The organism is Stenotrophomonas sp. WHRI 8082 (assembly GCF_040223995.2).
Taxonomy (GTDB): Bacteria; Pseudomonadota; Gammaproteobacteria; order Xanthomonadales; family Xanthomonadaceae; genus Stenotrophomonas.
Genome location: NZ_CP167826.1, coordinates 3,607,156 through 3,625,217, shown reverse-complemented (window position 1 = coordinate 3,625,217; position 18,062 = coordinate 3,607,156). Strand labels below are relative to the sequence as shown.

20 protein-coding genes are annotated in these 18,062 nt (G+C 65.2%); 12 read left to right on the top strand and 8 right to left on the bottom strand.

The genetic code is table 11. The features are described from left to right. Window positions 1–38 precede the first annotated feature (38 nt). Complete coding sequence (locus tag ABRP17_RS15830; protein ID WP_188327238.1) at window positions 39–251, top strand: DUF6116 family protein; 213 nt, start codon at window positions 39–41, stop codon at window positions 249–251. Then, window positions 248–1,021, top strand: coding sequence for a TatD family hydrolase (locus ABRP17_RS15825; RefSeq protein ID WP_188327237.1), 774 nt, complete (start codon window positions 248–250; stop codon window positions 1,019–1,021). The genes ABRP17_RS15830 and ABRP17_RS15825 overlap by 4 nt, the downstream gene beginning before the upstream one ends. Before the next feature lie 263 nt (window positions 1,022–1,284). Here the strand turns inward: ABRP17_RS15825 and ABRP17_RS15820 are convergent, their stop codons facing one another. Further along, window positions 1,285–2,079, bottom strand: coding sequence for a tRNA threonylcarbamoyladenosine dehydratase (locus ABRP17_RS15820; protein ID WP_349986532.1), 795 nt, complete (start codon window positions 2,077–2,079; stop codon window positions 1,285–1,287). A 185-nt stretch (window positions 2,080–2,264) separates the two neighbouring features. Between ABRP17_RS15820 and ABRP17_RS15815 the strand changes: the two genes are divergently transcribed. Next, a complete protein-coding gene (locus ABRP17_RS15815) occupies window positions 2,265–2,753 on the top strand; it encodes a glycine zipper 2TM domain-containing protein (RefSeq protein ID WP_192081365.1) in 489 nt (162 codons plus the stop codon). 98 nt (window positions 2,754–2,851) lie between these two features. Here ABRP17_RS15815 and ABRP17_RS15810 read toward each other — a convergent pair whose 3' ends face one another. Then, entirely contained in the window at window positions 2,852–3,055 is a 204-nt protein-coding gene (locus ABRP17_RS15810) for a cold-shock protein (protein WP_188326869.1), read from the bottom strand. Between the two features lie 231 nt (window positions 3,056–3,286). On the opposite strand from ABRP17_RS15810, the gene ABRP17_RS15805 reads away from it, so the two are divergent. From ABRP17_RS15805 to arsC, 3 genes are all read left to right on the top strand, one after another. Beyond that, window positions 3,287–3,772 (top strand): DUF456 domain-containing protein, encoded by a 486-nt coding sequence (locus ABRP17_RS15805; protein WP_192081366.1) that lies wholly within the window; start codon window positions 3,287–3,289, stop codon window positions 3,770–3,772. A gap of 130 nt (window positions 3,773–3,902) precedes the next feature. After that, the gene (locus ABRP17_RS15800; RefSeq protein ID WP_349986535.1) at window positions 3,903–5,057 is read left to right on the top strand and encodes a phospholipase A; all 1,155 of its coding nucleotides are present in this window, start codon (window positions 3,903–3,905) and stop codon (window positions 5,055–5,057) included. Next, the gene (gene arsC / locus ABRP17_RS15795) at window positions 5,057–5,398 is read left to right on the top strand and encodes an arsenate reductase (glutaredoxin) (protein WP_192081368.1); all 342 of its coding nucleotides are present in this window, start codon (window positions 5,057–5,059) and stop codon (window positions 5,396–5,398) included. The genes ABRP17_RS15800 and arsC overlap by 1 nt, the downstream gene beginning before the upstream one ends. A 227-nt stretch (window positions 5,399–5,625) precedes the next feature. On the opposite strand, the gene ABRP17_RS15790 is transcribed toward arsC, so the two are convergent. After that, entirely contained in the window at window positions 5,626–7,143 is a 1,518-nt protein-coding gene (locus tag ABRP17_RS15790; protein ID WP_188326865.1) for a fumarate hydratase, read from the bottom strand. Between the two features lie 183 nt (window positions 7,144–7,326). Here ABRP17_RS15790 and sigJ point away from each other — a divergent pair, with 183 nt between their 5' ends. The 4 genes from sigJ (at window position 7,327) to ABRP17_RS15770 (ending at window position 11,650) form a co-directional block, all read left to right on the top strand. After that, window positions 7,327–8,226 (top strand): RNA polymerase sigma factor SigJ, encoded by a 900-nt coding sequence (sigJ, locus tag ABRP17_RS15785; protein ID WP_349986537.1) that lies wholly within the window; start codon window positions 7,327–7,329, stop codon window positions 8,224–8,226. 36 nt (window positions 8,227–8,262) lie between these two features. Continuing rightward, window positions 8,263–8,709, top strand: a complete 447-nt coding sequence (locus ABRP17_RS15780; protein WP_349986539.1) for a carboxymuconolactone decarboxylase family protein — start codon at window positions 8,263–8,265, stop codon at window positions 8,707–8,709. A gap of 211 nt (window positions 8,710–8,920) precedes the next feature. Next, the gene (locus ABRP17_RS15775) at window positions 8,921–10,777 is read left to right on the top strand and encodes an ABC transporter ATP-binding protein (RefSeq protein ID WP_349986542.1); all 1,857 of its coding nucleotides are present in this window, start codon (window positions 8,921–8,923) and stop codon (window positions 10,775–10,777) included. A 93-nt stretch (window positions 10,778–10,870) separates the two neighbouring features. Next, window positions 10,871–11,650 (top strand): ferredoxin--NADP reductase, encoded by a 780-nt coding sequence (locus ABRP17_RS15770; protein ID WP_349986541.1) that lies wholly within the window; start codon window positions 10,871–10,873, stop codon window positions 11,648–11,650. Between the two features lie 115 nt (window positions 11,651–11,765). On the opposite strand, the gene ABRP17_RS15765 is transcribed toward ABRP17_RS15770, so the two are convergent. Then, on the bottom strand, window positions 11,766–12,224 hold the full coding sequence (locus tag ABRP17_RS15765) for a glutathione peroxidase (protein ID WP_192081374.1): 459 nt from the start codon (window positions 12,222–12,224) through the stop codon (window positions 11,766–11,768). Between the two features lie 115 nt (window positions 12,225–12,339). Here ABRP17_RS15765 and ABRP17_RS15760 point away from each other — a divergent pair, with 115 nt between their 5' ends. After that, a complete protein-coding gene (locus ABRP17_RS15760; protein WP_192081375.1) occupies window positions 12,340–14,508 on the top strand; it encodes a M3 family metallopeptidase in 2,169 nt (722 codons plus the stop codon). Between the two features lie 61 nt (window positions 14,509–14,569). Here ABRP17_RS15760 and cfa read toward each other — a convergent pair whose 3' ends face one another. The 3 genes from cfa to ABRP17_RS15745 are packed head-to-tail and all read right to left on the bottom strand — an operon-like array spanning window position 14,570 to window position 16,930. After that, window positions 14,570–15,688, bottom strand: coding sequence for a cyclopropane fatty acyl phospholipid synthase (cfa, locus tag ABRP17_RS15755; RefSeq protein WP_349986739.1), 1,119 nt, complete (start codon window positions 15,686–15,688; stop codon window positions 14,570–14,572). A 12-nt stretch (window positions 15,689–15,700) separates the two neighbouring features. Then, window positions 15,701–16,591: a DUF3298 domain-containing protein gene (locus ABRP17_RS15750; protein ID WP_349986737.1), complete on the bottom strand. Its 891-nt coding sequence runs from the start codon at window positions 16,589–16,591 to the stop codon at window positions 15,701–15,703. Between the two features lie 36 nt (window positions 16,592–16,627). Continuing rightward, window positions 16,628–16,930 (bottom strand): GNAT family N-acetyltransferase, encoded by a 303-nt coding sequence (locus tag ABRP17_RS15745; protein ID WP_192081377.1) that lies wholly within the window; start codon window positions 16,928–16,930, stop codon window positions 16,628–16,630. A gap of 190 nt (window positions 16,931–17,120) precedes the next feature. Here ABRP17_RS15745 and ABRP17_RS15740 point away from each other — a divergent pair, with 190 nt between their 5' ends. After that, complete coding sequence (locus ABRP17_RS15740; RefSeq protein ID WP_188326856.1) at window positions 17,121–17,297, top strand: hypothetical protein; 177 nt, start codon at window positions 17,121–17,123, stop codon at window positions 17,295–17,297. A gap of 137 nt (window positions 17,298–17,434) precedes the next feature. Here ABRP17_RS15740 and ABRP17_RS15735 read toward each other — a convergent pair whose 3' ends face one another. Beyond that, window positions 17,435–18,058, bottom strand: a complete 624-nt coding sequence (locus tag ABRP17_RS15735; RefSeq protein ID WP_188326855.1) for a rhomboid family intramembrane serine protease — start codon at window positions 18,056–18,058, stop codon at window positions 17,435–17,437. Window positions 18,059–18,062 lie beyond the last annotated feature (4 nt).

Here is an 18,062-nt window from a genome sequence, read left to right as displayed (position 1 = left end):
TGGTAGCGTTTGCAGCCTGTCCTGCGAGGAAATCCAAGATGGCCAATCCGATGCTGCTGCCCGTGCTGGGCTGGGCGCGCCGCCTGCGCTTCCCCACCCTGTTCAAGCTCACTGCCGGGCTGTTTGCGATCACCTTGGTGGTGCCCGATCCGATTCCCTTTGTCGACGAACTCCTGCTGGGCATGGGCACGCTGTTGCTGGCGAGCTGGAAAACGCGCAAACCTGCGGCGCCGCCGTTGGAGCTGCGCTGACCGTGCTGATCGACAGCCATTGCCATCTGGACGCGGGCGAGTTCGATGTCGACCGCAGCGCGGTAGTGGCGAGGGCACGCGCGGCCGGGGTGCGGCAGCAGGTGGTACCCGCCGTCACCGCCGCCAGCTGGCCGAAGCTGCGGGCGGTCTGCCAGCAGGACACGGGGTTGTTCCCCGCCTATGGGTTGCATCCTGTCTTCCTCGCCGACCACGCCCCTGCCGATCTGGCGACGCTGCGTCAGTGGATCGAGCGCGAGCGTCCTTGTGCCATCGGCGAGTGCGGGCTGGACTTCTTCATCGATGACCTGGACCGCGAGCAGCAGCAGTTGTACTTCGTGGGACAGCTGGAGTTGGCACGCGCGTTCGATCTGCCGGTGATCGTGCACGCACGGCGCGCCGTCGATGCGGTGATCGCCGCCATTCGACGGGTCGGCGGGCTGCGCGGTGTGGTGCACAGCTTCTCCGGCAGCCCCGAGCAGGCCGCGCTGCTGCACAAGGCCGGCTTCCTGCTCGGCCTGGGTGGACCGGTCACCTACGACCGCGCGCAACGGCTGCACCGCTTGGTGCAGAACATGCCGCTGGAACAATTGCTGCTGGAGACCGATGCGCCCGATCAGCCGGACAGCGGCATACGCGGCGAACGCAACGAACCGGCGCGGTTGCATCACATCGCCAGCGAGATTGCGGCGCTACGCGGCATTTCGCTAGATGTCCTTGCGGAAGCGACCACGGCCAACGCGCAGCGACTGTTCGGCCTGCCTGTGGTGTAACCGGCATGGGATAGAGCCGACTTGGTAGAGGCGGCTTGGTAGAGCCGACTTCAGTCGGCTGCTGTCCTGCGCATTCGTATCGTGGCCCGGACCGCGCATCGTGATGACGCTGCCGCTGCGCTCGCCGAGCGTGGCTCGGCGCTACGGGGAAGGTCGTCCGAGCCGCCGGGGCGGTCGCACAAGCAGCCGACTGAAGTCGGCTCTACCTGGATCACCCCAACTGGATCACGCCGCCTGGCTCGCGCCGCCGATGGCGGCGGTCGTTAAAGCTTTGCCGGGGCCAGCAGCATCTCCAATGCCTTGGCCACGGCAACGAAGGCGAAGGCGCCGGTGATGTGGGTGGCTGCACCCAGCCCAGCACCGCAATCGAGCTTCATCGCCGCATCGGCGCCCAGGTTCGGGCGGATCCCGCAGACACTGCCATCGGCCTGCGGGTAACGCACGTTCTCCAGCGAATACACCGCCGGGACGCCGAAGTAGCGCTTCGCGTTCTTCGGGAAATTGAACTCACTGCGCAGCTTCTTGCGGATCATCGCCAACATGGCATCGTGCTCGGTGCGCGACACATCACGCACGCGCACCAGGGTGGGGTCGGTGCGTCCACCGGCCGCGCCCACGGTCAGCAGCGGCAGCTTGCGGCGGCGGCACCAGGCGATGGTTTCCACCTTCACCCGGAAGCTGTCACAGGCATCGATCACCAGATCGAATCCGTGGTCCAGCAGGTCCGCCATGTTCGCAGGCGTCAAGAACGACTCGACCGCGGCCGCGTCGATGGCGGGATTGATGGCGCGACACCGTTCCGCCATCGCGACCGCCTTGTTACGGCCGTAGTTGCCCTCCAACGCGGGCAGTTGCCGGTTGGTGTTGGAGACACAGATGTCATCGGCGTCGATCAGCGTCAGGTGGCCCACGGCCGACCGCGCCAGTGCCTCCACCACCCACGACCCCACCCCTCCCATGCCGACCACCGCGACCCGGCGTGCCTGCAGCGTCTCCAGTGCCCCCCGCCCATACAGCCGTTCAACGCCGGCGAAGCGCTCTTTGATCGATTCATTCATCGGCATAGTGTAAAGCGGCTCGCGCGTTCCCCCGCATCCCGCTCATTCGAGGGGTCGAGCTGAAACGGTTCATCCGCCAGCCATCTAAACCTGGCGTGGTTGGCGCTCCGTTCACGTTCAAAGCAGGACGATCCCCCCACGCGCACCAGACGCTCCACCACCTCATTCTGGCCAGGAGAACCACCATGAAGATCCAGCTCATCGCCGCAAGTGCTATTGCCACGCTCGCCCTGGCCGGTTGTGCCACCTCCCCGGGTTACGGCGGCGGCGGTTACAACAACAACAACAGCTACGGCAACAGCGGCGGCAACTACAACACCAATCGCTGTGCGGACTGCGGCATCGTGACCCGCATCAACACCGTCGCCTCCGGCCGCGCTGCACCGACCGCCACCGGCGCCGTGCTGGGTGGCATCGTCGGCGCCGTTGCCGGCCATGAGATCTCCGACCACACCGGCGGCAGCCGCGGCAACAAGAACATCGCCGCTGCAGCAGGCGCGGTCGGTGGTGCCCTGGCAGGCAACCAGATCCAGAAGAACGTCACCAGCGATACCTACGACATCTCGGTGCGCATGGACGACGGGCGCACCATCGTGGTCAACCAGCGTGACCTGGCCGGCATCCGCGAGAACACTTACGTTCGCGTGGTGAATGGCCGCGTGATCCTGCGCTGATCGTCCGCCTGCTCTGCATTCCAAGCGGATGAAAGCAAAGAAGGGCCCGCGCGAGCGGGCCCTTCTGGTGTCTCTCCCGCAGGATGTGCGGTGCGCGCTTAGAGCGGCTTCACCTTGTCCGCCTGCAGACCCTTCTGGCCGGTCACGACTTCGAACTCGACCTCTTGACCTTCCTTCAGGCTTTTGAAGCCTTGGGATTCGATCGCACGGAAGTGCACGAACACATCTTCGCCGCTCTCACGGCTGATGAAACCAAAGCCCTTGGCGTCGTTGAACCACTTGACGGTGCCCTTCTCACTCATCTTGCCTACTCCCTGACTGTCTTGTTGTTGGATACGCCCTGGCAGGCGGCTGACAGCAAGGGGGAAGCGAGGTGCAACGATGCAGCGGTTCGTGACGATCCACCAACACCAGGCCACGATCCACGGTGACCTTGCCAAGCTCAGCGAGGTCAACTTAACCCGAGCAAAACGAATTTGCAACGGGTAGATTTGCCGGGTGTCAAGACCATTTCGACCTCCCTACGGATAAGCATGGACCTTTCATTCATCTTGTACCTGCTAGCGGCACTCCTCGTTGTTGTCGGCATCGCGGGCATTGCCCTGCCCGCCCTGCCGGGTATCCCGCTGGTCTTCCTCGGCCTGCTGCTTGCCGCGTGGGCTGACGGATTCGTCCATGTCGGCTGGCCCACCCTGCTCGTGCTGGCCCTACTGACCGTACTGTCCTTCGTGGTCGACATCCTGGCGACGGTCGTCGGTGCCAAGCGGGTGGGGGCCAGTCGCAAAGCGCTGTGGGGCACCTTCGTCGGCAGCATCGCGGGGCTGTTCTTCATGCCGATCGGCCTGTTCCTCGGCCCGTTGGTCGGTGCGCTGCTGGGCGAGTACTGGCACACCCGCGAACTCGGCCGCTCTACGCGCGTGGGGCTGTCCACTTGGCTGGGTATCCTGCTGGGCCTCGCGCTCAAGCTTGCGTTGGTGGTGGCGATGCTGGGCCTGTTCGCCTTTGCCTGGTTCCTCTGAACGCGCCGCCTTCACGGTCACCTCACGATAGTGGCGGGCATATCGCCGCCGGTACTGGCCTGCATGCATCGCAGGCAGCACACTGTCGCCCATTCTCCTTACTTCGCATCCTGTGCAAGGGCCCGCAGCAATGACCCTCACCTCTCACTTTCCCCGCATCGCCCCGCTGGTGCTCGCCATGGCCAGCGCGCCGTTGGCCGCGCAGGAGTTCACTTCCTCTGCAGCGACCACGCCCACCGGTTGCGCCGCCATCACCGTCGATGCCGCGCGCCTTGCGTGCTATGACCAGCTGTTTGGTCCGACCCAGGAAACCACCGCGCAGGCCGACGCGGCTGCCGAAGCGGCCAAGCAGGACCGGCGCGAAGAACGCCAGACCGTGCGGGTGAGCGAGGGCGAGGAAAAGATCCGCTCGCGCGTGGGCGATCTGTTTCGCCCCGCCCCGCACGATGAAGCGGTGGCCAATGCCGGTCGCGGCTCGCTGCTGGACAGCCGCTGGGAACTGGCGGAGGCCTCCAAGCTCGGCCCCTTCCAGCTGCGCGCCTACAAGCCGGTCTATCTGCTGCCCGCCTTCTGGACCAGCGACAAGAACCTGATGCCGCAGTCGCCGAACCCGGCCAACACGGTGACCACGCCGCAGCTGCTGGACAGCAACGAGCTGAAGTTCCAGCTCAGCTTCAAGACCAAGATCGTCGAGAACCTGTTCGGCGACAACGGGGATATCTGGGCCGGTTACACGCAGAGCTCGCGCTGGCAGGCCTACAACGCGGACAACTCGCGACCGTTCCGCGAAACGAACTATGAGCCGGAGGTCATGGCCGTGTTCCGCAACGGTTACTCCATCGGCGGCTGGCGTGGCCGGATGAGCACGATCGGCGTCAACCATCAGTCCAATGGACGCTCCGATCCGTTCTCGCGCAGCTGGAACCGGGTGATCGTCAGTGTCGGCCTGGACCGCGAGAACTGGGCCCTGACCCTGCGTCCGTGGTACCGCATTCCCGAGTCGCGCAGCGAAGACAACAATCCGGACATCGAAGATTACATGGGCCGTGGCGATGCCACCTTGGTCTGGAACCACAAGGGCCACGAGGTCGCGCTGCTGGCCCGCCACTCGCTGCGCGGCGGCGACCGCTCGCACGGCGCGCTGCAGCTGGATTATGGCTTCCCCATCAGCAACCTGCTGCGCGGCCATGTGCAGGTGTTCGACGGCTATGGCGAGAGCATGATCGACTACAACCACAAGGCCACCTACATCGGCGTGGGTGTTTCGCTGCTGGAATGGTTCTGATGGCGGTGACGATCTGGCACAACGCGGCGTGCGGCAACTCGCGCGGTGCGTTGAAGCTGATCCGCGATGCCGGCGTGGAGCCGGTCATCGTGGACTATGTGGCGACACCGCCCGATGCGGCGACGTTGCGCCGGGTGCTCGACGATGCCGGGCTGGGCGCGCTGGAACTGGTGCGCAGCAAGGAGCCGCTGTTCACCGAATTGGGGCTGTCCGGTGCGGACGAGGCTGCTCTGGTGGCGGCAATGGCCGCCCATCCGCGGCTGATCAACCGGCCCATCGTGATCACCGACAAGGGCACGCGCCTGTGTCGCCCGCCGGAACGGGTGCTGGACATCCTTTGAGTACTCGCGGGTAGAGCCGACTTCAGTCGGCTGCCCTGGCTCTGCAAAACCCCGCTGCGCTCGCCGAGCATGGCTCGGCGCTACCGTGCGGATCCTTGCCGTGAGGCCGCTGCGCTCGCCGAGCATGGCTCGGCGCTACCGTACCGATCCTTGCCGGGAGCCCGCTGCGCTCGCCGAGCGTGGCTCGGCGCTACCGTGGAATGCACGCGCATTGCGGGCGTGGTGGCTTACACCACCACGAGCGGGATCTTGCCGATGCGGGCCTGCCACTCGCGCGGGCCGGTGACATGCACCGATTCGCCGGTGGAATCCACCGCCACGGTCACCGGCATGTCCTCCACCGTGAACTCGTAGATGGCTTCCATGCCCAGGTCGGCGAAACCCACCACCCTGGCAGCCTTGATCGCCTTGGACACCAGGTACGCCGATCCGCCCACGGCCATCAGATAGGCCGACTTGTTGTCACGGATCGCCTCGATCGCCGCCGGGCCGCGCTCGGCCTTGCCCACCATGCCCAGCAGGCCGGTCTGTTCCAGCACCTGACGGGTGAACTTGTCCATCCGCGTTGCGGTGGTCGGGCCGGCCGGGCCCACGACTTCGTCGCGCACCGGATCCACCGGGCCGACGTAGTAGATGAAGCGTCCCTTCAGGTCCACCGGGAGCGGCTCGCCCTTGTCCAGCATCTCCACGATGCGCTTGTGCGCTGCGTCGCGCCCGGTCAGCAGCTTGCCGTTGAGCAGCAGAGTCTGGCCCGGCTTCCAGCTGGCCACGTCGTCCGGGGTGATCGTATCCAGGTCAACGCGCGTGCCCTTCGACGCGTCATAGGTGATCTGCGGCCAGTCGGCCAACGACGGCGGGTCCAGCATCACCGGGCCGCTGCCATCCAGGGTGAAGTGCGCATGGCGGGTCGCCGCGCAATTCGGAATCATCGCCACCGGCAGATTCGCCGCATGGGTCGGGAAGTCCTTGACCTTGATGTCCAGCACCGTGGTCAGGCCGCCCAGGCCCTGCGCGCCGATGCCCAGCGCGTTGACCTTGTCGAACAGCTCAAGGCGCAGTTCTTCGGCGCGGTTCGACGCTCCGCGTGCCTTCAGTTCGTTGATGTCGATCGGCTCCATCAGCGACTCCTTCGCCAACAGCATCGCCTTTTCAGCCGTGCCGCCGATGCCGATACCGAGCATGCCCGGCGGGCACCAGCCAGCCCCCATGGTCGGCACCGTCTTCAGCACCCAGTCGACGATCGAGTCGGAGGGATTGAGCATCGCGAACTTGCTCTTCGCTTCCGAGCCACCGCCCTTGGCCGCGACGATGACGTCCACCGTATTGCCCGGCACCACCTTGACGTTGACCACGCCCGGAGTGTTGTCCTTGGTGTTGGTGCGCTTGCCCGCGGGATCAGCCAATACCGAAGCGCGCAGCTTGTTGTCTGGATGGTTGTAGGCACGGCGCACGCCTTCGTTGGCCATGTCTTCCACGCCCATCGTGGCGTCGTCCCAGCGCACGTTCATGCCGATTTCCAGGAACACGGTGACGATGCCCGTGTCCTGGCAGATCGGCCGGTGGCCCTCGGCGCACATCCGCGAATTGATCAGGATCTGCGCCATCGCTTCCTTGGCCGCCGGCGATTCCTCGCGCTCGTAGGCAGCGGACAGGCTCTTGATGTAGTCGACCGGGTGGTAGTACGAAATGTACTGCAACGCGTCGGCGATGGACTGGATGAGGTCTTCCTGCTTGATCGATGTCACGGGCTGCTCGCTTGCTGGGGGCTGGCGGGGTAATCCGCCCATTTTACCCCCGCGCGCCCGCGCATGTGGCTTCAACCGTTCGCGCCGCCGGTAGAGCCGACTCCCGCCATCCCGCAAACGCGAACCGTGCTTCACTTGCCGCCATGGCTGTCACACCGCATGCCGCCGCCGCGTCCTGGGTCCATGAGCACCGAATCCGCTTTCCATGAGCACCGCCCCCGCCTGCTGGCGCTGGCCTATCGCCTGCTGGGCAGCCGTGCCGATGCCGAGGACGTGGTGCAGGATGCGTGGCTGCGCTGGGCCGGCGCCGATCATGCCCACATCGTCGATCCGCTCGCATGGCTGGTGACCGCAACCACCCGGCTGGGGCTGGACCGCCTGCGCGCCGTCAAGCGGCACCGCACGGACTATGTGGGCCCTTGGTTGCCCGAACCCCTGCATATCGCCCTCGACCTGCCACCTGAGCCCGATCCGGCACAGGTGCATGCCGTGGCCGAAGACGTCTCACTGGCCTTCCTCGCGTTGCTGGAGCAACTGGCCCCGGAAGAGCGCGCGGCCTTTCTGCTGAAGGAGGTCTTCGACCACGACTACCCGCAGGTGGCCGCCCTGCTGGGGCACAGCCAAGCCAACTGCCGGCAGATGGTGCATCGGGCGCGCAGGCGCCTGCAGGAAGGCCGGCCGCGCTTCAGCGCCGATGCCGGACAGCATCGCCGCCTGCTTGCGCGCTTCCTGGACGCGTCCCAGCGCGGCGACAGCGAGGCGATCCAGGCACTGCTGCATGCCAATGCACGTCACGTTTCCGACGGCGGCGGCGTGGTCACCGCCGGTATCCGCCCGCTGCTGGGCGCCGAACGCATCGGTCGCTTGTACTGGGCGATCGCGCGTCGCGGTGGTGCGTTGCCGGCGCGGTTGGGGACGGTGAACGGCGAGCCGGCCATCCTGCGTTTCGACGGTACGCGGCTGCAGTCGGTCACCACCATCGTGGTGGACGACGGACGCATCAGTGCGGTGTACAGCGTGCTGAATCCAAACAAATTGCGCGGGGCTGTCACAGCGCGCGATGGCGACGCGTCTTTGGCATGAGAGGCGGCCATTCCGGCTCGCCCTTGGAGCTTTGACATGAGTAACACCACCCCGCGCGTGCCCTACACCCGCCTGTCGGCCGACGCCTATAACGGCCTGCTGGCGGTCAGCCGTACGGTCCATGGCAGCACCTTGGACAGTGAGCTGCAGCAGCTGGTGTTCCTGCGCGTTTCGCAGATCAACGGCTGCGCTTACTGCCTGGACATGCACGCGTCAGCGCTGCGGAAAGCTGGCGTCGAACCGCGCAAGCTGGATACCGTTGCGGCGTGGCGCGAGAGCCGCTTCTTCGATGCACGCGAGCGCGCGGCCCTGGGCTGGGCCGAGGCCCTCACCCGGCTGCCCGACGGTGCCCCGTCCGATGCCGCGTTCAATGCGCTGGCACCGCATTTCGATGAGCAGGCGATCAGCGACCTGAGCATGGCAGTGGCCGTGATCAACGCATGGAACCGGCTGGGCGCCGGGCTGCTACCGCCGCTGGCATAAGCCCGCTGCGATGCCCGCCGGTTGCGCCGACGGGTTGCGCCGACGGGTTGCGCTGACGGGTAGAGGCGGCGGGTAGAGGCAACGGGTAGAGCCGACTTCAGTCGGCTGTGGGCAACGCAGCCGACTAAAGTCGGCTCTACCGGTCGGCTCTACCCGGCGGCTCTACCGTCGGCTATACCCTCGTCACGCCATGACGGCGCACACTACCGGCATGCCCGATATCCCCGCGTCCGCCCGCCCCAGCCTGCGCCAGCGCTTCTCCGCCATGCGCAACCTGCCACCGTTCCTGCGCCAGGTGTGGCAGACCAGTCCGGGCCTGGCCAGTGCCAGCCTTGGCCTGCGCATCATCCGCGCGCTGCTGCCGGTGGCGATGCTGTACGTCGGCAAGCTCATCATCGACTCGGCGGTGCAGCTCAGCCAGCACGATGCCGGCTTCCCGCCTTTCGGTGATGCCCTCGCCAGCGGCCTGCTCAATCCCCTGTTGTATCTGCTGGCGCTCGAGTTCGGCCTGGCGATCGCGTCGGACCTGTTGGGGCGCATCGTCAGCTACGCCGACGCCCTGCTGTCGGAGCTGTTCACCAATGTCACCAGCGTGCGCCTGATGGAGCACGCCGCATCGCTGGACCTGGAAGACTTCGAAGACCCGGAACTGCAGGACAAGCTGGACCGTGCGCGGCGCCAGACCATGGGCCGGATGAACCTGATGAGCCAGCTGTTCGGCCAGGTGCAGGATGCGATCACCGTGGCCAGCCTTGCCGTGGGCCTGCTGGTGTATGCGCCCTGGCTGATCGTGCTGCTCGCCCTCGCCCTGGTGCCGGCGTTCATCGGCGAGTCGCACTTCAACGCCGCCGGCTACAGCCTCAATTTCCAGTGGACGCCCGAGCGCCGTCAGTTGGATTACCTGCGTCAGGTGGGCGCCAGCGTCGAGACCGCGAAAGAGGTGAAGATCTTCAACCTCCACCGCTTCCTGATCAACCGCTACAAGCTGCTCGCCGACCGCTTCTTCCTGGCCAACCGGACGCTGGCACGGCGCCGTGCGATATGGGGCACGCTGCTGGCCGCGCTGGGTACGCTGGGCTACTACACCGCCTATGCGTACATCGCATGGCGCACGGTGCGCGGCGATTTCAGCATCGGCGACCTCACCTTCCTCGCCGGCAGCTTCCTGCGCCTGCGGCAACTGCTGGAAGGGCTGCTGATCGGCTTCTCGCAGGTCGCCAGCCAAGCGCTGTACCTGGATGACCTGTTCACGTTCTTCCAGATCCAACCGGAGATCCACAGCCGCGCCGATGCCGTGCCGATACCGCGCCCGATCCGCCAGGGCTTCGTCTTCGAAGACGTGGGGTTCCGATACCCGGATGCAGAGACCTGGGCGGTGCGCCATCTGGATATCCAGCTGCACGCTGGCGAAGTGTTGGCGCTGGTGGGTGAGAACGGGGCAGGCAAAACCACGCTGGTGAAACTGCTGGCCCGTCTGTACGACCCCGATGAAGGGCGCATCCTGCTGGACGGACGTGACCTGCGCGACTACGACCTGGACGACCTGCGGGCGAACATGGGGGTGATCTTCCAGGACTTCGTGCGCTACAACCTGACCGCCGGCGAGAACATCGGCGTGGGCCAGGTCGACGCGCTGGATGACGAACAACGCATCCGCGAGGCCGCCCGCCGTGGCATGGCCGCCGATGTCATCGAGGCACTGCCGGGCGGCTACCAACAGGTCATCGGCCGGCGCTTCAAACAGGGTGTGGACCTGTCGGGCGGCCAGTGGCAGAAAATCGCCATTGCCCGTGCATACATGCGCCAGGCGCAGGTGATGATCCTCGACGAGCCCACCGCGGCGCTGGATGCACGGGCCGAGTACGAGGTGTTCCAGCGCTTCCGCGAACTGTCCGAACAACGTACGGCAGTGCTGATCTCGCATCGTTTCTCGTCGGTACGCATGGCCGACCGCATCCTGGTGCTGGCCGATGGTCGGATCGAGGCCAGTGGCAGCCATGCGCAGCTGATGGCCGAGGGTGGCCGCTATGCCGAACTGTTCGAACTGCAGGCTGCGGGCTACCGCTGAGCGACCATCACGAACGACTCTCATTTCCCTCAATGAGAACCTGTCTCATTTGAGGTAGAATGGCGCGGACGATTTCCTGGATACGCTACCCCCATGTCTGCTGCTTTCGGCGCCGAGACGGTGCTTGAGGTCCGCCACTGGACCGATGCCTACTTCAGTTTCACCCTCACCCGTGACAGCGGGTTCCGCTTCGAGAACGGCCAGTTCGTAATGATCGGCCTTGAAACCGAAGCGCGCCCGCTGCTGCGTGCGTACTCGATCGCCAGCGCGAACTGGGAAGAGAACCTGGAGTTCTTCAGCATCAAGGTGCAGGACGGCCCCCTGACCTCGCGCCTGCAGCACATCAAACCGGGTGACAAGGTGCTGGTGGGCAAGAAGCCGACCGGCACGCTGCTGATCAGCGACCTGCACCCGGGCAAGAACCTGTACCTGCTGGGCACCGGCACCGGCATGGCACCGTGGCTGTCGATCATCAAGGACCCGGAAACCTACGAGCGTTTCGACAAGGTGATCCTGACCCACGGCGTGCGTTACGAAAAAGACCTCGCTTACCGCGATTACTTCGAGAAGGAGCTGCGCGAGCATGAGTTACTGGGCGAGATGATCGGCGACAAGCTGCTGTATTACCCGGCGGTCACGCGCGAACCGTTCGCGAACCAGGGCCGCCTGACCTCGCTCATGGAGAGCGGCGAAATGCAGCGCACGCTGGGCCTTGCGGAACTTGATCCGGCCAATGATCGCGCCATGATCTGCGGCAGCCCGCAGATGCTGGCTGACCTGCGTACGGTGCTGGATGCCAAGGGCTTCCAGGTCTCCCCACGCATCGGCAGCCCCGGCCACTACGTCTTCGAACGCGCCTTCGTCGAAAAATAAGCAGAAGCTGGCTGAAGCGGCCGGCCGGCTCTGAAAAAGGGGACGGAGGGGATTAAGTCGCATCTGGCCCATGGGCCAGATGCGACTTAATCCCCTCCGTCCCCTTTTTCACGTTTCAGAAGATCTGCTCCGGCTTCGTGGTCGGGGCAAAGCGTGCCTCGACCTGGCCCTCGCGGTCGATGAGGAACTTGGTGAAGTTCCACTTGATACGCGCGGTGCCCAGCACGCCACGCTTCTGCGTGGACAGCCATTGCCAGAGCGGGTCGGCGTGCGGACCGTTGACGTCGATCTTGGCCGACAGCGGGAAGGTCACCGGATACTCCAGCGAGCAGAAGGCACGGATCTGCGCGGCGTCGCCCGGTTCCTGCGCGCCGAACTGGTTGCACGGAAAGCCGATGACCACCAGCCCTTGTCCGCGCCGCTCCTGCCACAGCTGTTCCAACCCCGCGTATTGCGGGGTGAAGCCGCAGCGGCTGGCCACGTTGACCAGCAGCAAGGGCTGACCGCGATACCGGGACAACGCGTACGTTTCCCCCTCCAGGGTCGTGATGTCGAAGTCGTAGGCACTGCCCATGGCGGTCCGGTCCGGAAAGGAGACAGCCCAGCCTGAACGTCCATGCCTTTCGACACAAGCCGCCCCGTTCAACGCCGGGTTACCCTCGGGGACTTGTTTTCGTGGAGTACTGACCTTGACCACCCGCCTTGCCCTTGCCGTGGCCATGACCCTCGGCCTTGCCCTGCCCGCCTATTCGGCCGGCGCCGCCACCCCGGCAGCCAGCCCTGCCGCACAGCAGGCCAACCCGTTCTTCGCTGACAGCCCCCTTGCGCTGCACTACCCGCAGTTCGACAAGATCACCGATAGCGACTTCGCCCCGGCCTTCGACGCCGGCATGGCGCAGCAGCTGAAGGAAGTGGAGGCGATCGCCAACAACAAGGCCAAGCCGACCTTTGAAAACACGCTGATCGCGCTGGAAAAGAGCGGTGAGACGCTGGATCGTGCCACCACCGTGTTCTTCTCGCTGGTCGGTGCCGATACCAACGATGCGCGCAAGAAGCTGCAGGCTGACTACTCGGCCCGCTTCGCCGCGCACAGCGACACCATCGCACTGAACGGCAAGTTGTTCGCCCGCATCCAGGCGCTGTACGACGGCCGCCAGAAGCTGGGTCTGGACGCCGAGGGCGTGCGCCTGGTCGAGAAGTACTACGAGAACTACGTCCGCGCCGGGGCCAAGCTGTCCGAGGCGGACAAGACCAAGCTCAAGGAAATGAATGCCGAGCTGGCCAACCTGGGCACGAAGTTCAGCCAGAACGTGCAGTCCGAAGTGAACGCCTCGGCGCTCACCGTGGATGACGTCAAGGAACTCGACGGCCTGTCGCAGGAGCAGATCAGCGCCGCTGCCGAAGCCGCCAAGGCACGCGGCCTGGACGGCAAGTACGTGATCACCCTGCTCAACACCACCGGCCAGCCGCCGCTGACCAACCTGGCCAACCGTGCGCTGCGCCAGAAGATCTTCGAGGCATCGACGACCCGCGGCAGCCGCGGCGGTGAGTTCGACAACACCGCGCTGGTATCGCGGATCATGCAGCTGCGTGCCGACAAGGCCAAGCTGATGGGCTTCCCGAATTTCGCTGCCTACAACCTGACCAACCAGACCGCGAAGACGCCGGAAGCGGTCAATGCGATGCTGGGCCAGTTGGCACCGGCCGCCGTGGCCAATGCCAAGCGCGAAGCCGCCGACCTGCAGGCGATGATCGACCAGGAGCAGAAGGCCGCCGGCAAGCCGACCTTCAAACTGGAAGCCTGGGACTGGGCGTTCTACAGCGAGAAGGTGCGCCAGGCGAAGTACAACTTCGACGAATCGCAGCTGAAGCCGTACTTCGAGATGAAGAACGTGCTGGAAAACGGCGTGTTCCATGCCGCGCAGCTGGAGTTCGGCCTGACCTTCAAGCAGCGCACCGACCTGCCGGTGTACCACGACGATGTCACCGTGTATGACGTGTTCGATGCCGATGGCAGCCAGCTGGCGATCTTCATCTTCGACCCGTATGCGCGCGCGTCCAAGCGCGGTGGTGCGTGGATGAACTCATATGTGTCCCAGTCCGAACTGACCGGCTTCAAGCCGGTGGTGGCCAACCACCTCAACATCCCCAAGCCGCCGGCCGGCAAGCCGACGCTGCTGACCTGGGACGAAGTGACCACCACCTTCCATGAGTTCGGCCACGCCCTGCATGGCATGTTCTCCGATGTGAAGTACCCGTACTTCTCCGGCACCGCCGTGCCGCGCGACTTCGTCGAGTTCCCCTCGCAGGTCAATGAAATGTGGGCCGACAATCCGGTCATCCTGAAGAACTACGCCAAGCACTACCAGAATGGTTCGGCGATGCCGCAGGCGCTGCTGGACAAGGTCGTGGCGGCTGCCAAGTTCAACCAGGGCTTCGCCACCACCGAGTATCTGGGTGCGGCCATGCTCGACCAGCGCTGGCACCAGATCAGTGCCGACCAGGTGCCGGCGCCAGCGGATGTGATGAAGTTCGAAGCCGATGCGCTGGTCAAGGACGGCATCTTCTACGCGCCGGTTCCGCCGCGCTACAAGACCCCGTACTTCAGCCACATCATGGGCGGCTACTCGGCCGGCTATTACGCCTACATCTGGTCGGAAGTGCTGGATGCCAACACCCAGAAGTGGTTCAACGAGAACGGCGGCCTCAGCCGCAAGAACGGTGACCATTTCCGCAAGACCCTGCTGTCGCGCGGCGGTAGCGTCGATGCCATGCAGCTGTTCCGCGATTTCGCGGGCCACGAGCCGCAGATCGAGCCGCTGCTGGAGAAGCGTGGCCTGACCGGCGCTGGCAACTGAGCGACTCAGCGTAAAACGTAACGTGTGACCAGAATCGCCCGGGAAACCGGGCGATTTTTTTTCAACGTGCCGCGGTGTAACCGCCTGGCACGCCATCAGGCGACAGGACCAGCTGCCACAACTGGGCGTGGCGACAGCGGAAGCTGGCCATCGACGCCGCAAGATAGAATCGCCACATCCGCTTGAACCGCTCGTCGTAACGCCGGGGATCCAGCGACGCCCACGCGCGTTCAATGTTGCTTCGCCACGCCTGCAGGGTGAGGTCGTAGTCCGCGCCGAAACCGTGCCAGTCCTCCAACACGAAGCGTCCTTCGAATGCGCGGGTGATCTGCGCGGCGGATGGCAGCATCGAGTTGGGGAAGATGTAGCGGGCGATCCAGGGATCGGTGCGATAGCGGCTGACATTACCGCCGATCGTGTGCAGCAACAGCAATCCGTGCGGTGCCAGGCAGCGCCGTGCCACGTCGAAGAAATGCCGGTAATTGCGCACGCCGACATGCTCGAACATGCCGATCGAAAACACCGCGTCGAAGCGTTCGTCCAGTTGGCGATAGTCCTGCAGGCGGATCTCCACCGGTAGCCCCGCACACAGCTCGCGTGCGTGCGTCGACTGCTCCTCGGAGATGGTCACCCCGACGCCGCTCACGCCATACCGTTCACTGGCGAACTTCAGTGCCTCGCCCCAGCCACAGCCGATGTCCAGCACACGCTGCCCTGGGCGCAGGCCAAGCTTGCGGCACACCAGGTCCAGCTTGGCCTCCTGCGCGACATCCAGGTCGCGCGCCTTTGTCCAGTAGCCACAGCTGTAAACCAAGCGTCGGCCCAGCATCGCCTGGTAGAGATCATTGCCCAGATCATAATGTCGCCGACCGACCTGGTAGCTGCCCTGCCCCGCCTGCGCATTGAGCACCCGTGCACGCACTGCATCGGCCAGGTCGCGCCATCCCTGCACGCGCTGGTCCAGATGCGCCTGCATCAAACGCAGCAGCAGACCGTCAAGCTGGCGCGCGTCCCACCAGCCGTCCATGTAGCTTTCGCCCAGCGCCAGCGAACCACCGGCGATGACCCGCGCGAAGAAGCGCCGGTCATGCACCTGGATATCGTGTCCACATGGCCCGCCGACCTCGATGCCGGCGTCATGCAGGAGGGTGGTGACACGTGCCTGCAGCGCCGCGTCCACCCCGTCCCCCGGTCAGCTGTGCGCGAACAAGGGGGCGTACTCCGGCGCGACCAGCGGCGCGAGTACGGCCGCCGGCACGTCGGCGGTCTGCGTGCCTTCGGAATACGGTCCCACCTGATAGGGCGGGAACACGAACCGCAGCGCGGTGACCTTGCCGCTGGCGTCGGTCAGCGGTTCGAACTGACGGAAATTGTCCGCCTTCGCGCCGGTACCATCGGCGATCATCCGCGATGCGCTGCGCAACGACTCCTGCAGTTCGCCGGGCTCCATATCCTCGCTGCTCAGGCGGGTCGCCACGCGCTCGCGCAGCTGGTCGGCCACGTGATCGCTGATCGCCTTCCATCCCTTCGCATCGGCCACCAGCTCATCGGCAGTCAGCATCCGGCCCTGCTGCGGCAGCCAGACGAAGCGTGCCACCAGGGGTTCACCGTGAGCGCCACCGGTGTACCGGCTTCCCTCCGCTTTGACCACAACCAGGTCAGCGGTCTCCAACTGCTTCTCGAAGGCCAGTGACAGCTCGTACGGCATGCTCGGTTTGTCATTGCCCAGCCCGTCCACCGCCTGCTGCAGCTCGCCACGCGCGGCGGCGGCGTAATCCTGCAACGCCTTGGCCAGACCGGGGTAACGATCCAGCCCGGCGGCATAACTGATGCCTACCACCGCTTGTCCGCTGGTCTCGATGACATCGGTCAACGCAACCGGTGCGTCGGCCGGGGCCTCGGCCACCGGTGCAGGCAGGGCGCTCTCCGCCGACGACGCCGGTGCCTGCGCGGTGCCGTCTGCATCGCTCTGCCGACCGCAGCCGGCCAGCAGCACGACGGTGACCGCCAGGCTCAGCAGCGAGGCGGTGAGAATTCGGCGCGGTGCCGGCTCCATGCATTTCCCCTGATTTTCAGACAACATCACTGTGGTTCCCTTGCTAGAACGGACCCTGCCGGGTCATCCGGCCAACAGGTCATGAAACTCCTCGTGGCGGTCGAAGAACGCCTCTGCGTATGCGCAGGCGGGGACCACCTTGTATTTGTTCTCGCGCGCCCAGCGCAGCGCCACCCTGGTCAGCTCGCCGGCAACACCGCGGCCCCCGATCGCCTCGGGCACTTCCGTATGGGTGATCACCATGCGGCGGCGCTTCAGCTGGTACTCCAGCAACGCCAGATGCCCGCGGACACGGGCGGTGAAGCGGTGGCCGGCCAGATCATGGTCGACCTCATAGGCCAATCCGGGGGGCGTGACCGAAGCCATGGACCGTACTCCTTGGGCGGCACTGCCGATGGTGCGCAGCCAGCCGCCATGATCGTGTGAAGCCTGAACAGGGGCAAGGGATTTCGTGGGGTCGCAGGCGGCCACGCTAAAGAAAACCGGCGCGCGGCCGCTTACAGGGTCGATGGGGTGGCTTGCCGCTGCACCCCGCCCCCGTACCAAGGAGGTTCTGATGCGCCACTACCCCACCCCGGCCCCCGACGGAACAGCCAGCGATGCCACCCTGCTGGAAGGGCTGCTGCAACTTGCCGTGGAAGGCCATACCGACGACCGTCAGTTCCAGCAGATCGGCGAGGAAGTCTTCACCCGCCTGCTGGACACCTATGGCGTAGACACCGTCTCACGGTAGCCGCCAGCCCCGGGAGGTAGAGCCGACTTCAGTCGGCTGATGTTGCACGCGCCCTGCCCTGGTAGAGCCGACTTCAGTCGGCTGACGTTCCACGCGCTCCGCCCAGCCGACTGAAGTCGGCTCTACCCGCGCGCGTGTCAGCCGCCGAGGCCGAAGCGCGGGTTCGCCAGTTCGGTCAGGAAGTGGTTGAAGATGCTCGGCTGCATCGCGAGCATGAACAGCACGCCGAACGCGGCGCCGGCCAAGTGGGCACTGTGGTTGACCTGATCGCCACCGCGCTTGTCCATCCAGATGCTGTAGCCGACATAGAAGACCGCGTAGAGGATCGCCGGTGCCGGGATGAAGAACACGAAGATGAGTGTCCACGGGCTGAGCAGGATGAAGGCGAACAGCACCGCCGACACCGCGCCCGATGCACCCAGGCTCAGGTAGTTCGGGTTCTTCTGGTTCTTGATGTAGCTCGGCAGGATGGAAATCACCAGCGCACCCAGATAGAACGCCGGATACGTCAGATAGCTGCCTGACAACTGCACCATCAAGCCTTCGATCTGACCACCAAAGAAAAACAGCGTGATCATGTTGAAGATCAGATGCGGCCAGTCCGCATGCAGGAAGCCATACGTGATCAGGCGGTCGTACTGACGATGGCGGTCAACCGCCGGCGGCCACAGGATCAGCCGGTCCGCCAGCTTGCGGTTGTTGAATGCCATCCAGGACACGATGACGGTGATGGCGATCAGGAGAAGATTTACGGGCGTCATGTCA